The organism is Verticiella sediminum (genome assembly GCF_007558815.1).
GTDB classification, from domain to species: domain Bacteria; phylum Pseudomonadota; class Gammaproteobacteria; order Burkholderiales; family Burkholderiaceae_B; genus Verticiella; species Verticiella sediminum.
Map to the genome: position 1 here is coordinate 72,317 of NZ_VLTJ01000039.1, position 17,188 is coordinate 89,504.

At 67.1% G+C, this 17,188-nt stretch carries 17 protein-coding genes and 1 tRNA gene; 9 read left to right on the forward strand and 9 right to left on the reverse strand.

Annotated features, from left to right (window positions below):
• Positions 1-3: 3 nt before the first annotated feature.
• Complete coding sequence (locus tag FOZ76_RS19800) at positions 4-870, reverse strand: alpha/beta fold hydrolase (RefSeq protein ID WP_143950007.1); 867 nt, start codon at positions 868-870, stop codon at positions 4-6.
• Between the two features lie 161 nt (positions 871-1,031).
• Here FOZ76_RS19800 and FOZ76_RS19805 point away from each other — a divergent pair, with 161 nt between their 5' ends.
• The 5 genes from FOZ76_RS19805 (at position 1,032) to FOZ76_RS19825 (ending at position 5,379) form a co-directional block, all read left to right on the forward strand.
• Complete coding sequence (locus FOZ76_RS19805) at positions 1,032-2,075, forward strand: porin (protein WP_170235544.1); 1,044 nt, start codon at positions 1,032-1,034, stop codon at positions 2,073-2,075.
• Between the two features lie 87 nt (positions 2,076-2,162).
• Positions 2,163-2,771 carry a cupin domain-containing protein gene (locus FOZ76_RS19810; RefSeq protein ID WP_143950009.1) on the forward strand — a complete coding sequence of 203 codons (609 nt, stop codon included), beginning with the start codon at positions 2,163-2,165 and terminating at the stop codon, positions 2,769-2,771.
• Positions 2,772-2,815: 44 nt separating this feature from the next.
• Complete coding sequence (locus FOZ76_RS27730; protein WP_143950010.1) at positions 2,816-3,823, forward strand: ABC transporter substrate-binding protein; 1,008 nt, start codon at positions 2,816-2,818, stop codon at positions 3,821-3,823.
• The gene (locus FOZ76_RS19820; RefSeq protein ID WP_211366332.1) at positions 3,816-4,607 is read left to right on the forward strand and encodes an ABC transporter ATP-binding protein; all 792 of its coding nucleotides are present in this window, start codon (positions 3,816-3,818) and stop codon (positions 4,605-4,607) included. Before FOZ76_RS27730 ends, FOZ76_RS19820 begins: the two co-directional genes overlap by 8 nt.
• A 1-nt stretch (position 4,608) precedes the next feature.
• Positions 4,609-5,379 carry an ABC transporter permease gene (locus FOZ76_RS19825; RefSeq protein ID WP_143950012.1) on the forward strand — a complete coding sequence of 257 codons (771 nt, stop codon included), beginning with the start codon at positions 4,609-4,611 and terminating at the stop codon, positions 5,377-5,379.
• A 97-nt stretch (positions 5,380-5,476) separates the two neighbouring features.
• On the opposite strand, the gene otsA is transcribed toward FOZ76_RS19825, so the two are convergent.
• Together otsA and otsB are read right to left on the reverse strand one after the other, a co-directional pair.
• A complete protein-coding gene (otsA, locus tag FOZ76_RS19830) occupies positions 5,477-6,847 on the reverse strand; it encodes an alpha,alpha-trehalose-phosphate synthase (UDP-forming) (protein ID WP_143950013.1) in 1,371 nt (456 codons plus the stop codon).
• Positions 6,848-6,863: 16 nt separating this feature from the next.
• A complete protein-coding gene (gene otsB, locus FOZ76_RS19835; protein ID WP_246129659.1) occupies positions 6,864-7,652 on the reverse strand; it encodes a trehalose-phosphatase in 789 nt (262 codons plus the stop codon).
• Between the two features lie 138 nt (positions 7,653-7,790).
• On the opposite strand from otsB, the gene FOZ76_RS19840 reads away from it, so the two are divergent.
• Positions 7,791-7,866, forward strand: a tRNA-Lys gene (locus tag FOZ76_RS19840).
• Between the two features lie 316 nt (positions 7,867-8,182).
• Here the strand turns inward: FOZ76_RS19840 and FOZ76_RS19845 are convergent.
• Entirely contained in the window at positions 8,183-8,791 is a 609-nt protein-coding gene (locus FOZ76_RS19845; protein WP_143950014.1) for a low affinity iron permease family protein, read from the reverse strand.
• A 112-nt stretch (positions 8,792-8,903) separates the two neighbouring features.
• On the opposite strand from FOZ76_RS19845, the gene FOZ76_RS19850 reads away from it, so the two are divergent.
• Both FOZ76_RS19850 and FOZ76_RS19855 read left to right on the forward strand, forming a co-directional pair.
• Entirely contained in the window at positions 8,904-10,772 is a 1,869-nt protein-coding gene (locus tag FOZ76_RS19850) for a YodC family protein (protein WP_143950015.1), read from the forward strand.
• Positions 10,773-10,831: 59 nt separating this feature from the next.
• Positions 10,832-11,077, forward strand: a complete 246-nt coding sequence (locus FOZ76_RS19855; protein WP_143950016.1) for a DUF7661 family protein — start codon at positions 10,832-10,834, stop codon at positions 11,075-11,077.
• Positions 11,078-11,097: 20 nt separating this feature from the next.
• Here FOZ76_RS19855 and FOZ76_RS19860 read toward each other — a convergent pair whose 3' ends face one another.
• On the reverse strand, positions 11,098-11,463 hold the full coding sequence (locus FOZ76_RS19860) for a DUF488 domain-containing protein (protein WP_143950017.1): 366 nt from the start codon (positions 11,461-11,463) through the stop codon (positions 11,098-11,100).
• 169 nt (positions 11,464-11,632) lie between these two features.
• Here FOZ76_RS19860 and FOZ76_RS19865 point away from each other — a divergent pair, with 169 nt between their 5' ends.
• On the forward strand, positions 11,633-12,124 hold the full coding sequence (locus tag FOZ76_RS19865; protein WP_143950018.1) for a hypothetical protein: 492 nt from the start codon (positions 11,633-11,635) through the stop codon (positions 12,122-12,124).
• Positions 12,125-12,208: 84 nt separating this feature from the next.
• On the opposite strand, the gene FOZ76_RS19870 is transcribed toward FOZ76_RS19865, so the two are convergent.
• The 4 genes from FOZ76_RS19870 to FOZ76_RS19885 all read right to left on the reverse strand — a co-directional run bounded on the left by FOZ76_RS19870 (position 12,209) and on the right by FOZ76_RS19885 (position 17,159).
• Entirely contained in the window at positions 12,209-13,195 is a 987-nt protein-coding gene (locus FOZ76_RS19870; protein WP_143950019.1) for a Bug family tripartite tricarboxylate transporter substrate binding protein, read from the reverse strand.
• A gap of 53 nt (positions 13,196-13,248) precedes the next feature.
• The gene (locus FOZ76_RS19875; RefSeq protein ID WP_143950020.1) at positions 13,249-14,454 is read right to left on the reverse strand and encodes an acyl-CoA dehydrogenase family protein; all 1,206 of its coding nucleotides are present in this window, start codon (positions 14,452-14,454) and stop codon (positions 13,249-13,251) included.
• Positions 14,455-14,467: 13 nt separating this feature from the next.
• Positions 14,468-16,036, reverse strand: coding sequence for an AMP-binding protein (locus tag FOZ76_RS19880; protein WP_246129661.1), 1,569 nt, complete (start codon positions 16,034-16,036; stop codon positions 14,468-14,470).
• A gap of 142 nt (positions 16,037-16,178) precedes the next feature.
• Complete coding sequence (locus tag FOZ76_RS19885; protein ID WP_143950022.1) at positions 16,179-17,159, reverse strand: LysR family transcriptional regulator; 981 nt, start codon at positions 17,157-17,159, stop codon at positions 16,179-16,181.
• Positions 17,160-17,188 lie beyond the last annotated feature (29 nt).

Sequence of the window (17,188 nt, forward strand, 5' to 3'; positions counted from 1 at the left end):
GTCTCAGATGACAGGTGTCGCGTCTGCGCAGAAACCCTCAATGATGCCCGCAACCTGTGCGGGTTGTTCGATATGGCAGGCATGGCCGGCCGCTTCGATGAGACCGAAGGGCGCGTTCAGTGCCTGGGCCGCGGCGCGGCTCTGCTCGACCGGAGTGATGGTGTCGTGCTCGCCGACGTGCACGGCGTGCACCTGCGGCGCCGCCGGGGCGAGCAGATCGCCGCCGCAGAGCAGCTCGATGGCCTGGGCATAGCCGCGCTCGCTGATGCGCCGCGTGTTCCAGGCGACCCAGGCCACCTGCCCGGGCGTTGCGGCCGGCGAGAGCATGGCCGCCGAGCGCCGCTCGGCGATGCCCGCCACACCGCCGTCCGCCAGGGCCTGCAGCCGGCGTGCCCGTACGGCCGCGCGCCGCTCGGGCGCGGCCGCCCCGTAGCCCGGCGCCGGGCTGAGCAGCAGCACCTTGCGCGGGCGCCGCTCGCCGTGGGCCGCCTGCTGGCGCGCCACGATCGCACCCAGGGAGTGGCCGACCAGCACGTAGTCATGCACGTCCAGACGGGCGAGCAGCGCATCCAGGCGGGCGGCATAGTCCGCGGCGCCGGGCGCCTGCGCGGCGAGCGGGTCCGACTCGCCGTAGCCGGGCGCATCCCAGGCCAGCACCCGGTGCGTTCTCGAGAGTTGCTCGGCCACCTCCAGCCAGGAGCCCGCGCCTGAGCCGATGCCATGCAGCAGCACCACGGCAGGGCCGCGGCCGGCCTGGCGGCAGGCCATGCGCGCGCCGTCGTCCAGCGACACCAGGGTGAGCGGGAACGCCGAATCCAGGCGCATGGCGAGGTCGGACGGGGGCGAGGGTTCGGTCGTGGCGAGTTTCATGCCGGCGGTCTGGAAATTTTTTTGCGGGAGCCGAGAATTTCCGGCATTATACGGCGGTGTTTCACTAAAGGATCAATAATCCATAGGTGAAACAATGACGATACAATAGAACGCTGACGGCGCGGCACGTATCGCCGTCGGCCGCTTCCATGGGAATTCACATGCTTCATCGCAACACTCTGTGCGGCGTGTTGGCCTCTGCCGCCTGTTGCCTGCCGCTGGCCGCTCACGCTGCGGATGCCGTCACGCTCTATGGCGTGGTCGACGTCGGCTATCAGTACGACAAGACCGAGGGCCAGGCCGCCAGGTCCGGCCTGGGCTCCGGACAGGCCGGCCAGTCGCGCTTCGGCCTGCGCGGCAGCGAAGATCTGGGCAACGGCATGAAAGCCACGTTCCAGCTCGAAGGCGGTTTTCTGACCACCACCGGCAACTCCACGCAGGGCCGCCTGTTCGGCCGCCAGGCCACGCTCGGCCTCGCGGGCCGCTTCGGCGAGATCCGCCTGGGCCGCCAGACCGTGTTCGGCTACGCCTGGACGCCCGCGATCGCCAGCCCGTTCGGCCTGTCCTGGCTGCGCAGCAGTGTGGGCACCACCTTCGGCTACAAGCAGGGCGACTTCGGCGACGACGGCCGCATCAGCAACTCGGTGCTATATTTCTCGCCCAAGTGGCACGGTCTGGAGTTCGGCGTGGGCTACGCCTTCGCCACCGACCAGCAGGTGCAGGGCACCGGCAACAACGATCGCGTGGTCACCGGCGGCGTGCGCTACACCCAGGGCCCGCTGCGCCTGGGCGCCACCTACGAGTGGCTCAATCCGTCGAAGGCCGAGCCGGTCCAGCGCCGCAACGCCAAGAACCTGCAGGTCGCGGGTTCGTATGACTTCGGCGTCGTCCGGCTGCATGCCGGCTACAACGAGCAGCGCGACATCAACGTCAGCCCCGCCACCGGGTTCGTCGAAACCGGCGGCGAGCGCGATCGTGTCTATACGCTGGGCGTTTCCGCGCCCATCGGCCCGGGCCGGGTGCTCGCGAGCTACCAGAACGCCACCAAGTCCAAGGTCGACGGCTTCGGGCTGGCCTATCAGTACGACCTGTCCAAGCGCACCTTCCTGTACGCCATGTACAACGACTTCGACACCCGCGACCACTACACGGGCGAGGACGTCGGACGTCGTCAGGTCGCGCTCGGTCTGCAGCACAAGTTCTAAAGGCGCCTGCCGCGCCACCGCCCCGCAAGGGGCGCTTTCCGCGGCCGTGCGCCGCGGGAAGCTTCATCGTTCGAGAGGAAATACGACATGAGCCAAGTCAACGCAGCCCCCGAGATCCCGGTCCCGGACCAGGACGAGCCGCTCTTCGCAACCTGGAAGCGCCCCAAGGACAAGACGCTCGGCGAGTGGATGGAGACCCGCGTCTCGCGCCGCGCCACGCGCAAGTACGACTGGAACGCGCTCGGTTGGCAGGCCGAGGTCGACCCCAAGTATCGCCGCGCGCAGACGCGCTACATCGGCACCGGCGCCGCCGGCGTCAGCAATGATTCCAACACCATCCCGGCCGAGCACTTCACGTTCTCGACCATGGTGCTGCCCGCCGGCTGCGAGGGCCCGCTGCACGTGCACCACGACGTGGAAGAAGCCTTCTTCATCCTGAAGGGACACGCGATCCGCTTGTTCCTGGAGTACCAGGGCGAAAGGTTCGAGACCGTGCTCAACGAGCGCGACGTGATATCGGTGCCGCCGGGCATCTATCGCGGCCTCATCAACGAAGGCCAGGAAGAAGCCCTGATGTGCGTGATGCTGGGCGCGAACCGTCCCGACCTGCCCGACTATCCCGACAACCATCCCATCGCCATCGCCAAGGCCGAGCGCAAGCGCGCCGCCGCGGCCAAGGCGGCGAGCCAGGGCTGATCGTCCGTCCTGCGCCTCGCTTGAACAGACAGGAGAATATCGTCATGAAACGCAGACAATTCCTGGGTACGGCAGCCGCGGCCGTCGGCGCCGGCCTGCTGCCCGGCATCGCCTCGGTGCAGGCCGCCGGCCGCGGTCGCCTGACCTATCTCACTCCCTTTACGTTGTCGCTCGCGTTCGCGCCCGTGCTGTATGCACAAGCGTCCGGCCGCTACAAGGACCTCGGGCTCGATTTCTCGGTCGAAGTGGGGCGCGGTGCGGCCCAGGCCATCCAGCTCGTCGCCGCACGCCAGGTCCAGGTCGGGCGCACCGGCGGCGCCAACTACCTGGTGAGCCGTGCTCGCCCGGACAGCAACGTCATCACCATTGGCACGGTGTGCCAGATCTCGCCCTTCGTGCTCATCTCCGACGAGAAGAAGCCCATCGCCAAGGTCGAGGAAATGGAAGGCAAGATCATCGGCATGGCCTCCTTCGGCGGCTCGATGGAAGCCACGCTCAACCTCATGCTGGCGCGCGCCGGCATCGATCCGAAGTCGGTGCGCCGCGAGCGCGTGGCCGACGGCCCCGCGTCCTTTGCCATGATCCAGGCCGGGCGGCTGCATGCCTTCTTCGGCAACACCAGCACCGTCTCGCGCCTGCATGCCCAGGGTTTACCGATGTCGGTGATGAACATCGACGACGGCGTACCGGGCCAGGTCTATGTGGCCGGCGAAAAGGACATCGAGGACAACCGCGAGGACTACGTCGCCTTCATGCGCGGTACCTACCAGGCCGTGCAGGCGCTGGCCGGCATGGACGACAAAGAGCTCGTCGAGGCCATCAAGCAGATCGGCGACGAGTTCGACGTGCCGGGCATCGACAAGCTCGACATCGCGCTGGACGACCTGCTCGGCAACCGCAAGCTGTGGCTCGCCCATGGCGCCGAGAACGCGCTGCGCAACGACCCCGAGCAGTGGACCGAGGGCGCGCGCCTGCTCCAGGAGGCCGGCACGATGGAGCAGACCGACAAGGCGCTCTACACCAACGCCATCTGGGAGGCCGCCGTTGCCTGAATCCAAGTCCGTGCCGGGTACGCCGGTGAGTGCGGCATCCGCGATCGTGCGCTTTGACGACGTGGTCAAGCGCTTCTCCACCAGTTCCGGCGTCACCACCGCGCTGCAAGGCATCAACCTGGCGATCGACCGCGGCGAGTTCGTCGCCATCATCGGCCCGTCGGGTTGCGGCAAGTCCACGCTGCTGCGCCTGCTCTGCGGCCTGGAGCAGCCGACGGAGGGCAGGATCGAATGGCCCGGCCGCAAGGGCGCCGACCCGGTGCGCTTCGGCGTGGCCTTCCAGGAGCATCGCCTGCTGCCCTGGCTGTCGATCGAGCAGAACATCACGCTGCCCAAGCTGATGAAAGGCCGCACCGCCGCCCAGGATCTCGAGCGTGCCCGCGCGCTGTGCAAGATGGTCGGCCTGGAGGGCTTCGAGAAGCGCCTGCCCTCCGAGCTTTCGGGCGGCATGCGCCAGCGCGCGTCGTTCGCCCGCTCGCTCTTCGTGCACCCCGAGCTCTTGCTGCTCGACGAGCCCTTCGGCGCGCTCGACGCCCTCACGCGCGAGCAGATCATCGCCGACGCCGAGCGCATCTGGATGGAGCAGAGGTTCGCCGCCTTTCTCATCACCCACTCGATCAGCGAGGCGGTGCACCTGGCCGACCGCGTCATCGTGATGTCCGCGCGCCCGGGGCGCATCGCGGCCGAGATCGCCGTCAACCTGCCGCGTCCGCGTACCGAGCAGATGCTAAACCCGGAGTACTCGCGCCTGGTCGCCGAGCTGCGCCGCCACCTGGAGATCTGACGTGAAACGCACTGCCATTCAAATCACGTCGGTGCTCACCTTCTTCCTGCTGTGGAAGCTCTACGTCACCGTGTTCAACGTGTCGGCGCTGGTGCTGCCGCCGCCCGAGGACGTGTTGTTCGCCCTGGTGCGCATGCTGCAGGATTCGAACACCTACTATCACATCTACACCACCCTGGCCGAGTGCCTGGGCGGGTTCGTGATCGCGGTCATCCTGGGCACCACACTGGGACAGCTCCTGGGACGCATCCAGATCCTGGACACGATCTTCAAGCCCTTCGTGATCGCGCTGCAGCTCACCCCCAAGGTGGCGCTGATTCCGCTGTTCATCCTGTGGTTCGGCTTCGGCATCGAATCGAAGATCGTGATCTCGGCGCTGATGGCGTTCTTTCCCGTGTTCGCCAACAGCTACCTGGGCGCGAAGTCGGTGGACATCGGCCTGCTCGAGGTGTTCAAGGTGGGCAACTCGGGCGCGCGCCAGCGCTTTCGCCTGCTCGTGATCCCGGCGTCGCTGCCGTATATCCTGACCGGCATGGAAATGGCCATCGTGCTCGCCATCATCGGCGCGGTGGTCTCCGAGTTCGTCGCCGGCTCGCGTGGCCTGGGCTATCTCGCCACGGTCAAGCTGCAGGATCTGGAAGTGGACACGCTGTTCGCGGTCGTGCTGCTGCTCGCCGGCATCGGCTTCGTCCTGTACTTCGCCGTGGGTTCGCTGCGCAAGATCCTGATCCCCTGGCACGAGTCGGCCAAGTCGTCCTCGCACGTCGCCTAGGGCGAGACCTGCCTCTACGCGCTACGCTCCTCAAGGGTCGGCACTGGCGGGCCGGCCAGGCCGGTTCCGCTGGGCCCTGGATGGAGCGGCGTGCCGCTCACTGCTGGCGTAGATCGCTCATGAAGCGGTTGCGCCAGGCGTCGATGTCGTTGACGCGCAGCACGCGCATCATCGCGGCATGGCGTTCCTGGCGTTCGCGCAGCGGCATGTCCAAGGCCTGCTGCAGCGCCTCCGCCATGCCGATCCGGTCGTACGGGTTGACGAGCAGGGCGCCTTCGTCGAGCTCGCGGGCGGCGCCGGCGAGCATGGACAGCACCAGCACGCCGGGTGTTTCCGGGTCCTGGGCGGCGACGTATTCCTTGGCCACCAGGTTCATGCCGTCGCGCAGCGGCGTGACATAACCCACCGCCGCGTTGCGGAACAGCCCCATCAGCGTCGGGCGGTCGTAGCTCTTGTTGATGTAGCGTATGGGCATCCAGTCGAGATCGGAGAACTTGCCGTTGATGCGCCCGGCCTCGGCTTCGAGCTGCTTGCGGATCTGCTGATAGCTGCCGATGTCCGAGCGCGAGGGCGGGGCGATCTGGATGAACTGCACCCGCGAGCGGTATTCGGGGTTGGCTTCGAGCAAGGCTTCGTACGAACAGAAGCGCTCGACCATGCCCTTGGAATAGTCCAGGCGATCCACGCTGATGATGACCTTGCGGCGCCCGCCGCGCACGTTGCGCGTGATCAGGCGCGAGTGCTCCTGGCCTTCGATCGCGTCCTCCTCGATCAGATCCGGCGACACGCCGATCGGATAGACGCCGGTGCGCGTGGCGTGGCCGTCCGCGTGCACCACGCCGGCGCCATCGACGGTCACGTCGGGCATGGCGCGCAGATTGTCGAGAAAGGCCTGGCGGTCGGTCTCTGTCTGGAAACCCACCAGGTCGTAGCTGCACATCGTGCGGATGAGTTCGCGGTGCGGCGGCACGGTGGCCGCCACCTGCGGCGCGGGAAAGGGGATATGCAGAAAGAAACCCATCCGGTTGCGCGCGCCCTGCGCGCGGCAGGCCTGGGCGAAAGGCAGCAGGTGATAGTCGTGCACCCAGACCGTGTCCTCGGGCTTGAGAAAGCTCATCAGTTGTTGCGCGAGCATGGTGTTCACGCGCAGATAGCCGGCATACTCGGCACGGTCGAAGCGCGCGAGGTCGATGCGGTAGTGGAAGATCGGCCACAGCGTGGCGTTGGAAAAGCCGCTGTAGTACTGCCGGTAGTCGCGCTTGTTCAGCCCCAGGGTGGCGAAAGTGATGCCGTTCTTCTCCTGCATGCGCAGCGGAGTGGGCGTGGTGGAGACCTGACCGTTCCAGCCGAACCAGATGCCGCCCGCTTCGCGCATGGCGCCCATCAGACCGACGGCGAGCCCGCCTGCGGAAGCCTTCTTGTCGTCGATCGGTGCGACGCGGTTGGACACTACGACCAGGCGAGCCATTGTGCTGCCTCCTGCTTCAGCGAATGTGTTGAGTGAGCGGCCCGGCGACCCGCTGGGCAAACTTTTCGAGCCACGCGTGCACGGCCGCGACGTCGGCGAGCCGATAGCGCGCCTGCGTCGGGCCTTCGCCCACCTTTATGCTCAGGCCGCCATGCGCGTTCATCACCGCAAAGCCGGCCTCGTCGGTCCTGTCGTCGCCCAGGAACACAGGGGTATGGCCCGCGAACGGCGCCTCGGACAGGAAGGCCGCGATCGCCGTCCCCTTGTCCACGCCCGCCGGCTTGAATTCGACGACGAACTTGCCGGGCTGGCGTTTCAGGTACGGATACCGTTCGGCCGTCTCGTCCGCGAGAGCCTCGACCTCGGCCTCGTACTGCGGCGCACCGCGGTAGTGCAGCGCAACCGCGACTTGCTTGTCTTCGACCAGCGTGCCGGGCCACGCGGCCATGCGCGCGCGCAGCGCGTCGGCCAGGCCGGCGGGCGGCAGCGCCTCGCTGGGCAGCATGTGCAGCACGCCCCGCGCATCGCGCCGCTCCACACCGTGCACCCCGGCCGCGGGGTAGCAGGCCGGCGCCAGCATGCGATCGATGCTCGTGATCGGACGGCCCGAAACGACAGCGAGCGGCAGGCCGCTGGCCGCCAGCCGCGCAATGGCCGCGAGCACCGGCACGGGGATGAAGGCTGCTTCGGGATGTACATGAAACGCCGCGAGCGTTCCATCCAGGTCCAGGAACAAGGCGGCGTCGGCCGGCGTGAGATCGAGTAGCGAATCGGGCGAGATGTCCATCGGCGAGGGGCGAACCAAGGGTCTGCATGGGCTGGCAGCCGGGCGGGCACCTTGGCGACCCGCCCGGCTGCGCGGGGGATGCCACAACGTGCAGCAACTATCGTTCCAAGTGCTTTCTTGACGTGTGCAAATACGTCATGCCATAATCTTTGGCTCGGGTCGTTAGCTCAGTTGGTAGAGCACCGGACTTTTAATCCGATGGTCGCGCGTTCGAGCCGCGCACGACCCACCACGGTTTCAAGCACTTGGGCCAGCCTTCGGGTTGGCCTTTTTGCGTTTTCTGAACGATATATTGGTCACGTCCAATATCCCGTGCCAGACCGTGCTGGGTAGCTATCCAGCGTCCAGGGTCTGCGTATGCTCCCTGCCCATCCCGGATGAAACACAGGCCCGCCGCCCGCAAGGGTCCGCGGGCTTTGCCGTCTCCAGCGTTTGAAACGGAGATAAGGATAAGGCTGGCAAAGCGGGATGGCAAAGCGGGCCGGATCCCGACCTACAACGAGGCGCAGGCGGCGGTGTGTGTGGGCATCGGGTCTGCCGAGCGCAGGCTACCCGGGATCCTCGGGCTGGCGCGCCTTGCGGGCCACCGCGGTCTGCTCGCGGGTTTCCTCCTGGTCGATCTCCTGCGTCTCGAGATGCCCTTCATCGTCGAACGTGGCGTGCACGGTGATGTTGCGGGCTTCCTTGGTGCTGACGCCGGCGGTCAGTACGTCGCCGCCGTCCTGGTCGCCCAGCTCGCGGAACTGGTCGCGCAGGTGCTGGAGTTCCTCGTCGTTCAACTGATCGATATTGATCATGCCGGTGCGGGCGCCCCGCATCGCCCGGATCAGCTCGTCCAGCTTGAGCTGGACGGCAACGGCATCCCGGTTCTGGGCGTTCTGGATAAGAAACACCATCAGGAACGTAACGATCGTCGTGCCGGTATTGATGATGAGCTGCCAGGTATCCGAGAATCCGAATAGCGGGCCGCTTGCCACCCAGAGCAGGATGAAGAACACGGCAAACAGGAAGGCCCGGGGCTTGCCTGCGGCGGTGGAAATACGCTCCGCCGCGAGGCGGAACCGCTGCTGCGTGCTGGTGGGCGGCGGGCTGCCGGGGCGAGCCGTGGCTTGCTCGGGGAGTTCCGACGGGTCGCCTTGAGTAGATGAGAATTCCATAGCGGGCGCTGGTAACGCAAGAAATGCGCCTAGCATGCCGCATTACGGAGCGGGTTCGCCGTCGGCGGACTGGCGGTATGCCGGGTATTCCTACCGGACAGGAGGCAGTGCAATGTTTTCGATCGGTGACGTGGTGCGTTTACGCAGCGGCGGCTTTCCCATGACAATCATCGGGGTCCGTATCCCGGGCGATGTGGCCACGTGCCGTTGGGTCGCACCGAACGGCACCATGTTGTCCGAGGATCTGCCGTTTGCGGCGATTGAGGAAGTGATGGACGCAGGCCATCTCGACGGGACCTGGGAGTTGGATGGAACGCACATCCTGAATGAAGCGGGTACGGCGAGCGTCGACTTCGATGGGTCCATTAACCCTCTGGGCGCATGGGCCGATATCCCGCAACTGAGTACGCAAGCGCGAGCGCTAGGTGGCGCTGGCGGACCGATGAATGCTCAAGCCGTGGCGCTGGCGGCACGGCTAAATCTGCTGCGGGAGGGCGACGGCAGCCAGAATCTGGGAGATGGCAGCCGGACGGTGAATGCAGCGCTGGATGACGTTTTTAACGTGTGCCGGCATGGCGTAGAGCCTGTATCTCAGCTTTCTGGGGTAGTGGACAATACGTCGCAGATCCAGGCGGCAATCCATGCGGCGAACTCCCATCGGAGCGGGCGCGACATTTTCTTTCCGAGCGGAGTCTATGGCATATCCGGCACGGTGAACCTTCCGATCGGTGGCCGGCGAGTCTGGTGCAGTCCAAGCACGAGGTTCGTAGCGCTGGCAGACGTTGTGATGTTCGACCTCAATCCCGCCGCGGATCCATACGCCATCGAAGCAACAAGCCAGTCCTACGGTGAGTGGTACGGTAGTCATTTCTTGACTGCAGCGGCACTTCCGGACGAAAGCGCTGCTTGCTTTCGGTTTTTCGGTGTCCGCGAAATGAAGTTCTACAACGTTCGCGCCGGAGACGGTTCGAAGCGGAGTTTTCGCGAGGTATTCGAGTTTTCTGGACTCGGAGGTCACCTTTTCCAGAACACGCGAAGCATCCTCAACAAGAGGACATTCCATGTGCCGCATTGGTCGGACGACGTGATCAGCGGGCCGGTGACCACGACAAGATTGACGAACACGAACGTTATTCTGGCCGCGGGCCAACAGGTCGCTTATGTCAATGGTGGCTGGAATCGCTGGGTCCTGGATGGCGGCTTTGTCAATGGTGCGGCCGGCTCAAAGGTGCTGCACTTCACCAATAATATTGATGGGCAGGGCTTGTGGTTCACCTCATTGAATATGGAGCAGTTGGCCGAGAACTGCACCTTCATCTATCTGCAGGATGTAGGCGGGCCTCAAGTGTCGTCTGTAGAGATTGAGGATACGGTTTTCAAGGGGGACCCCGAGGGGGGAGGGGCCGCGGCAGTTGCATTGGAGCGTGTCCACCGCGTCAAGATCTCTACTGGCAGGATGGAGCAAACTCGTGCCAGAGGGAACTGGAAGATAAAGGCAGATCAAAACTGCCGCTACCTATCCTGGTCCAGAGACCAGAATATGGCAGGGCAGGCCGGATGCGAGTTTCTTTTCCCGAGGCGGTACCTCCAAGCTGGGCCCGTAGTGGAACGCCTTCAGTTGACTATTCCTGGGTGGGCGGGCGAAAGCAGGGGAAGTGATAGTGTGCAATTGTCCATGTCGACCCTGCTGGGCGGTGATTTTCCGACTGAGGCACCGCCAGTGGGTTACGACTTGCTTATATCCGCACGGGACTCGGGGAGTTCAACCATGGTCAATCGTGGCGTGGAAATAGGGGTTGCGTCTGCCACGCCGAGACAGTTCAGGGTTAGAGTCAACTTGACAGGAATTCCCGATAACCATGTGGTTACGGAGGCCTTCTACGCGCCTGCCGACGGTAACGGTGATATTTTCATTCAGACATTTGCGAGCGGCGTGGGAACGCTTGCGGTCTGGGTTCAGGTTCGAGGTATATACAATTAATACGGGAAGTCGTCCGACTTTTGGGTGCGGTCCGATATCCGCAACTTCCGGAGCGTGCAATGCTGTTCGACATCTATGGGCGGTTTCAGCTCGAGGTGCTACGCGAGCAAGGCAATTGGGTCGTCTACCGGCGAGCGCCGGGGACGCGGGCGCGCTGCGCGCAGGTGGTGATTCCGTCCGAGGTGGATGGCCTTGAGATCGCCACCTATCTGGATGACATCTTTCATGAGTTGGCCGGCCCGGGCGGTGAGGTCAGGCCCGTGCCCCGCTCGGACGGTGGCGTGGCCGCGCACGGCGAACGCTGAGCGAACGCGCGACGGCTGGCTCACAGACGTTCCTTCAGCAGCTCGGCCAGAACGACAGCCTGATTGTGCTTCTCATCACGCGCGCCATAGAGCAGGGTGAGGCGTCCTTCGCGGGCCAGGTCGAGCAAAGGCCGCAAGGCGTCACCGGCGTGCTCGAGTTCGGCGCGATAGCGCGTGCGGAAGGCTTCCCAGCGCTCCGGGTCGTGGCCGAACCAGCGGCGCAGCTCGTTGCTGGGGGCCACGTCCTTCATCCATGCGTGCAGATGGGCATCGGCCTTGCGGATGCCGCGCGGCCACAGGCGATCGACCAGGACTCGGGCACCGTCGTCATCGACGGCTGCTTCGTAGATGCGCTTTGTACGGATATCGCGTGATGCGATGGGCATGGCAATCCTCCTTCGACGGGCGCGCAGCGCGGCTGGGCGCCTGGTGCAGCTTACATCGCTGCGCCTAGGCCGAACGCGCAATGGTGCCCGCCGAGCGGCGCAGGCTAGTCTGTCCGAGTCAGGGGGATGGCCCGCGCGAGGAGAGAGCATGGAGCGGATGGCGAAAATCGTGGCAGCCTGCATCGCGATCGCCGCAGTGGCCTGGACCGTGCAGGCGCAGTACCGGGTCGATGTGGTGCCTGGCGCCGGCGGCCAGGCTCTGTATGGCTCGCAGGAGCAGGCGCGCCGCGCGCTGATCGAGAATTGCATGGCCTCCCCGGATCTGCGGCAGCGGCTGACGGACATCAAGACGGGCAAGCAGACGGCGATCGATTGCGCGCAGGCGCGCAAGCCGCCGGCGATGGCGCCGGATGGTCCGCGCGGCACGCCGAGCGCCACGGGATGGCCGGACCGCTACGTGGTCCAGGTGCAGGCGGGGGATGGCGAATGGCGCCGCGCCGAGGGCGGGGTGTACGCGGATGTGGAGGCCGCCTGGGATGCCGTGCTCGGGCTGTGCGAGGCGCGTACCGCGCCGGCTGCGCCGGTACGCGCCGCCAGGATCACCGATACCGTGACCGGCCTGGAACGCGTGGTGGACTGCGGCGCGCCGCGCCGCCGATGACGCCGCGGCGTGCCGCTCTCGCAGCGCCGACCGCAGGCCCGATCCCGCGCATGCCCAGGATGGGCCGAGGTTCCGTTGCAGGCCTTATTGGGGTTCCAGGTCCAGCGTCTGCATCATCTCCCGGGTCAGCGCCATTTCCTGTTTGAACAACTGTACGTACTCTTCGCCGCTGCTCGGCGCGATGCGCGATCCGGTCGTGCGCGAGGTTTCCTTGACGAGCGGGCTCTGCATGGCCTGGTGCGCCGCTTTGCGCATGCGCTCGACGATCTCGGGCGGCGTGCCGGCCGGCACCGACAGGCCGCCCCACGAGGTGAGCGTGACGCCGGCGACGCCTTGCTCGGCCAGCGTGGGGACGTCGGGCAGCAGGCTGTTGCGCTGCGTGTTGGCCACGGCGAGCGCGACCAGGCGGCCCCCCTCGACCTGCGGAGCGGCCACGCCGAAGATGGGCATGGCCATGTCGACCTGGCTGCCCATGACGGCGTTGATCGATTCGCCCGCGCCCTTGTAGGGCACATGGGTGGCGTGAATGCCGGCCCGTTTCAGGAACATCTCCATGCCCAGGTGGGACGGCGTGCCGACGCCGCCCGAGGCATAGTTGAGCTTGCCCGGATGGGCCTTGGCGTAGGCGATCAGATCGGCCACGGTGCGGATGCCGAGCCGCGGGTCGACCACCAGCAGCACATCCGATTCGGAGGTGCGCGTGACGTGCGTGAAATCCTTCAGCGCGTCGTAGCCGGGATGTCTGTACATGTACATGTTCGCGGCCATCGGGCCTGCCGAGCTGACCCAGGTGTAGCCGTCGGGCTGCGCGCGCGCCACCATTTGCGCGCCGATGTTGCCGCCGGCCCCGCCGCGGTTCTCGACGATGATGGGTTGGCCCAGTTGCTTGCCGATCACCTCGGCATACACGCGGGCGCTGGTGTCCGGCGCGGTGCCCGCCATGTAGGGCACGATCCAGCGGATCGGGCGCTGCGGCCAGGGGCCTTCGCCGGGCGTCTGGGCTTGCGCCCAGGGCAGGGCAAGAACGGCGATCGTCGCGCACAGGGCGCGGCGCAGGTGAAAGCGGTACATGATGTGTCTCCTCAAAGCGGGGTCTACGCCCCTGGATGAAACGGCCCCCAAGCTCACTGCGCTGGCTGTCCGAGCAGTTCGCGGGCGATGGTGTTGCGCTGGATCTCGCTGGTGCCGGTGAGCACGCGATACATGCGCAGCACGCGGAACAGGAATTCCACGCGGCGGCCCTGCACGATGCCTTCGCCGCCATGGATCTGCACTGCCCGGTCGGCGATGCGGAACGCGGCCTCCGAGCAGAACAGCTTGCTCATCGACGCCTCGGCGCGCACCGCGACACCCGCGTCCAGGGCCCGCCCGGTGGCGAGCATCAGGCCGCGTGCGGCGGCGAGGTCGGTAGCCATGTCGGCCAGCATGTGCTGGATCGCCTGAAAGGTGGCGATGGGCTTGCCGAACTGCTGCCGCTCGCGGGCGTATTTCAGGCTGTCGTCTAGCGCCAGGCGGGCCAGGCCGAGCATGCCGGCGCAGTGCAGCACACGGTTCACGTTGATGCGTCCGAGGGCCATGCCCAGGCCGCGGCCAGGCTCGCCGATGAGGTTCCGCACGGGCACCCGGCAGTTCTCCAGCACGATGTCGCCGGTCGAGGACTGGCCCGCCATGGTCTTGTAGTCGGACTCCACGCGCGCGCCCGGCTGGTCGAGGTCGACGAAGAAGGCGGTGACTTCGCGCTCGGTGCTGCCGGGCTCTGCGGTCGACGCGAGGATCACGGCGCAGTCGGCGAAGGGCGAGCCCGAGATGAAGCGCTTGCGCCCGTCGAGCACGTAGTGTTCGCCGTCGCGCCGGGCTCGGGTCTGCAGGGCGCCGGCGTCCGAACCGGCCTGCACTTCGGTGATCGCGAAGCACACCGACTTCTGCGCCTGCGCGACGGGCTTGATGTAGTGTTCGAGATGGTAGGGGGTGGCCGCGCGCACGAGCGCGCCCAGCCGCGGCGGCCCGCTCAGTTCGCCCAGGATGTGCGGGGCGAAGGGCGATCCGCTGGCGTAGATCGCTTCTTTCACGAGCAGGTGATCGACCACGCTCAGGCCCAGGCCGCCCATGGCCCGGGGCAGAGTGATGCCGTAGAAGCCGGCTTCGTGCGACAGGCGCCAGACCGCTCGCAGGGTCTCGCGCTCGGCGCCGTGTTCCTGGTCCACGCCCAGTCGCTGCGCCAGCGGGACCAGTTCGCGCGCGATGAAGGCGCGGATGTCCTCGATCAACCGGGCGGCCTGGGCGGAGCCTTCGAAGCCGGCCGGGATGGTGGTGTCGGCGTGTTCTTGCATGGTGTCGGCTTCCTCAGTTCACGCGGCGGGCGTGGCCCTGCCAGTAGTGGTCCTGGATCGTCTTGCGGGCCACTTTGCCGTTGGCGTTCTTGGGCAGCGCCTCGACGAACTCGACCAGGCGCGGGCGCTTGAAGCCGCCCAGGTGCTGGGCGCAGAAGCTGTCGAGCTCGGCCGCTTCCGGCGCGATGCCGGGCTTGAGCACGACGTGCGCGGCCACGGCCTCGCCCCACTTCTCGTCGGGCACGGCGAACACGCAGGCGTCGGCGACCGCCGGATGGCGGTACAGGACGGCCTCGACTTCGGTGGGGTACACGTTGAAGCCGCCGGTGATCACCATGTCCTTCTTGCGGTCCACGATGTAGACGTAGCCTTCGTCGTCCATGCGGGCGACGTCGCCCGTGTGGTAGCGGCCGTTCTTCAGCACCTCGGCGCTCAGCGCCGGCGCGCGCCAGTAGCCGGCGAACACGTCCGGCCCGCTGACCACGATCTCGCCCAGCTCGCCGGTGGGCACCTCCTGGCCGGCATCGTCGACGATGCGCACGTCGCACTCGAGCAGGGGGCGGCCGCACGAGGACAGCAGCTCGGGGCGGGCCGCCCGCGCGTAGAGGTGGTCTTCGACCGACAGCGCGCACACGCCGGAGGTGGTCTCGCCGGCGCCGTAGCCCTGGGCCAGCACCGGGCCGAACACATCCATAGCCTGCTGGATGCGCGCGGGCGCCATGGGCGCGGCGCCGTAGCCCAGCCGCTTGAGATCGGGCAGAGGCAGGTAGCGGCCCTGCAGTTCGCCGAGCAGCATGTTGATCATGGTCGGCACGAGGAAGGTATGGGTGACGCGATCGCGCCGCATGCCGTCCAGGTAGCGCGCCGGCTCGAAGCCGCGGAACAGGCGGACGGTCGCGCCGCTGCACAGGGTGGGCACGATCTGCATGCCCGAAGCGTGCGTGATGGGGCCGACCAGGCCGATGCGCTCGCCCGGGCGCATGCCGTCCGAGCGCAGCAGGAACTTGCGCATCTGCGCCAGGCGGTTGCCGAAGGTCTGCATGGCGGCCTTCAGCGTACCGGTGGAGCCCGAGGTGTAGTGCAGCACGGCCAGATCGTCCGCACGCACCTCGGCGGCGACCAGGCGCTCGCCGGCGGCGGCGAGCACGCGCTCGTAGGCCGCCGGGTGGTGTTCGGGCGCGTCCACCAGCAGCAGCATGGGCGCGGGCGAATCGAGCAGCGGCAGCACGTCGTCGGCGCGCTCGGGCGTGGTGAGCAGCACGCGGGCCTCGCTGTTGGCGAGCACGGCGGCGGTTTCCTGCGCCGAGAGGCGCGAGTTGATCGGCGCCTTCACCAGCGCGGCCTTGTAGCACGCCAGTTCGAGCTCGACGATCTCGGGCCGGTTGGGCAGGTACACGGCGACCCGCTCGCCCGCGCTCAGGCCCATGCCGAGCAGGGCATTGCCCAGGCGGTTGCTGCGCTGCTCGAGCTCGGCGTAGCTGATGCTGCGTCCGTCGTCGGTCAGGATCGCAGGGTGGCGTGCGTACCAGCGCGCGGCGCGCGCGACCAGGGCGCCGACATTGGGCACGATCGGTGATGTCATGGTGTCTCCTTCCGCCTGGGTGGCAGGCATGGGAAGGGACTATGTCAGCCGCCGGCGCGGTTGTGAAATACCGTTGGCTGATGCCGGGCCATCACGAAATCCTATGGCCTGGGCGGCTCAACGCGGCGTTCCCCTGTGCGGGTCAGGCCCCGCCCGGTTCGGTGCGGGCGAGCGGGGCCGGCTCGGCGTCCCAGGCGCCCTCGGCGATGGTGTTCCGGACCTCTTCGCGCAGCATGCGCGCGACCAGCCGGCTCGCGGGTGTGGGCTCGCCGCGCAGCGGCATGGCCACGCTGTAGTGGCGCAGAATGTCCGGCGCGCCCACGCGCGCGCGGAACCAGTCGGGGTCGTGCTGCACCGGCACGTCGTGCAGCGCGCAGGCCGGCGTGAAGGTATAGCCGGCGCCCGCGAGATAGAGCGAGCGGATGACGCGCGCGGAATCCTGCTCGTGCACGACGTTCAGCGTGATGCCGTGTTCGGCGGCGGCGTTCTCCACGCTCTGGCGGATGGCGTAGCGGCGCGATTGCAGCACCAGCGGCAGGCGCGCCGCGTCGCGAAAGGCGATGCGCGGCTCGGGTCCGTCCTCGGCGAGCGCGCGGGCGGCACCGTCCTTGTCCAGGCCCGCCAGGTAGAGCGCCTCGGTGGCCAGCGGCTCGCAGCGCATGCCTTCCAGTCTGGGCGTATCCACCAGCACGCCGATGTCGGCCCGCCCGTCGAGCATGGCCTTCTGTACGCGCAAGCTCAGGCCGTCCAGCACGAAGATGCGGATGCGCGGATAGGCGTCGCGCACGCGTTCGATCAGCCGCCCCATGAGCAGCGTGACCAGCAGAAAGGGGATGGCGATCGTGACCGAGCCTTCGGGGCTGTCGGCCGAGCGCTGCAGCCGCTCGCGAATGGCCGCGGCGTCCGACAGCAGGCGCCGCGCATCCTGGTAGAGCTGGGTGCCGGCGGGGGTGGGCGTCACGCCCGCGTGCGAGCGTTCGAGCAGCCGCGCGCCCAGGTCCTGCTCCAGCTTCTTGATTTGCGCGGTGAGCGCGGGTTGGGCGACGTAGAGCATGGCGGCTGCCTTCGACAGGCTGCCGGCCTCGAGCACAGCGATGAAGTAACGCAGCGAACGCAGGTCCATGGCGGGTGCGCTGGTCCGGTTGTTGCTTG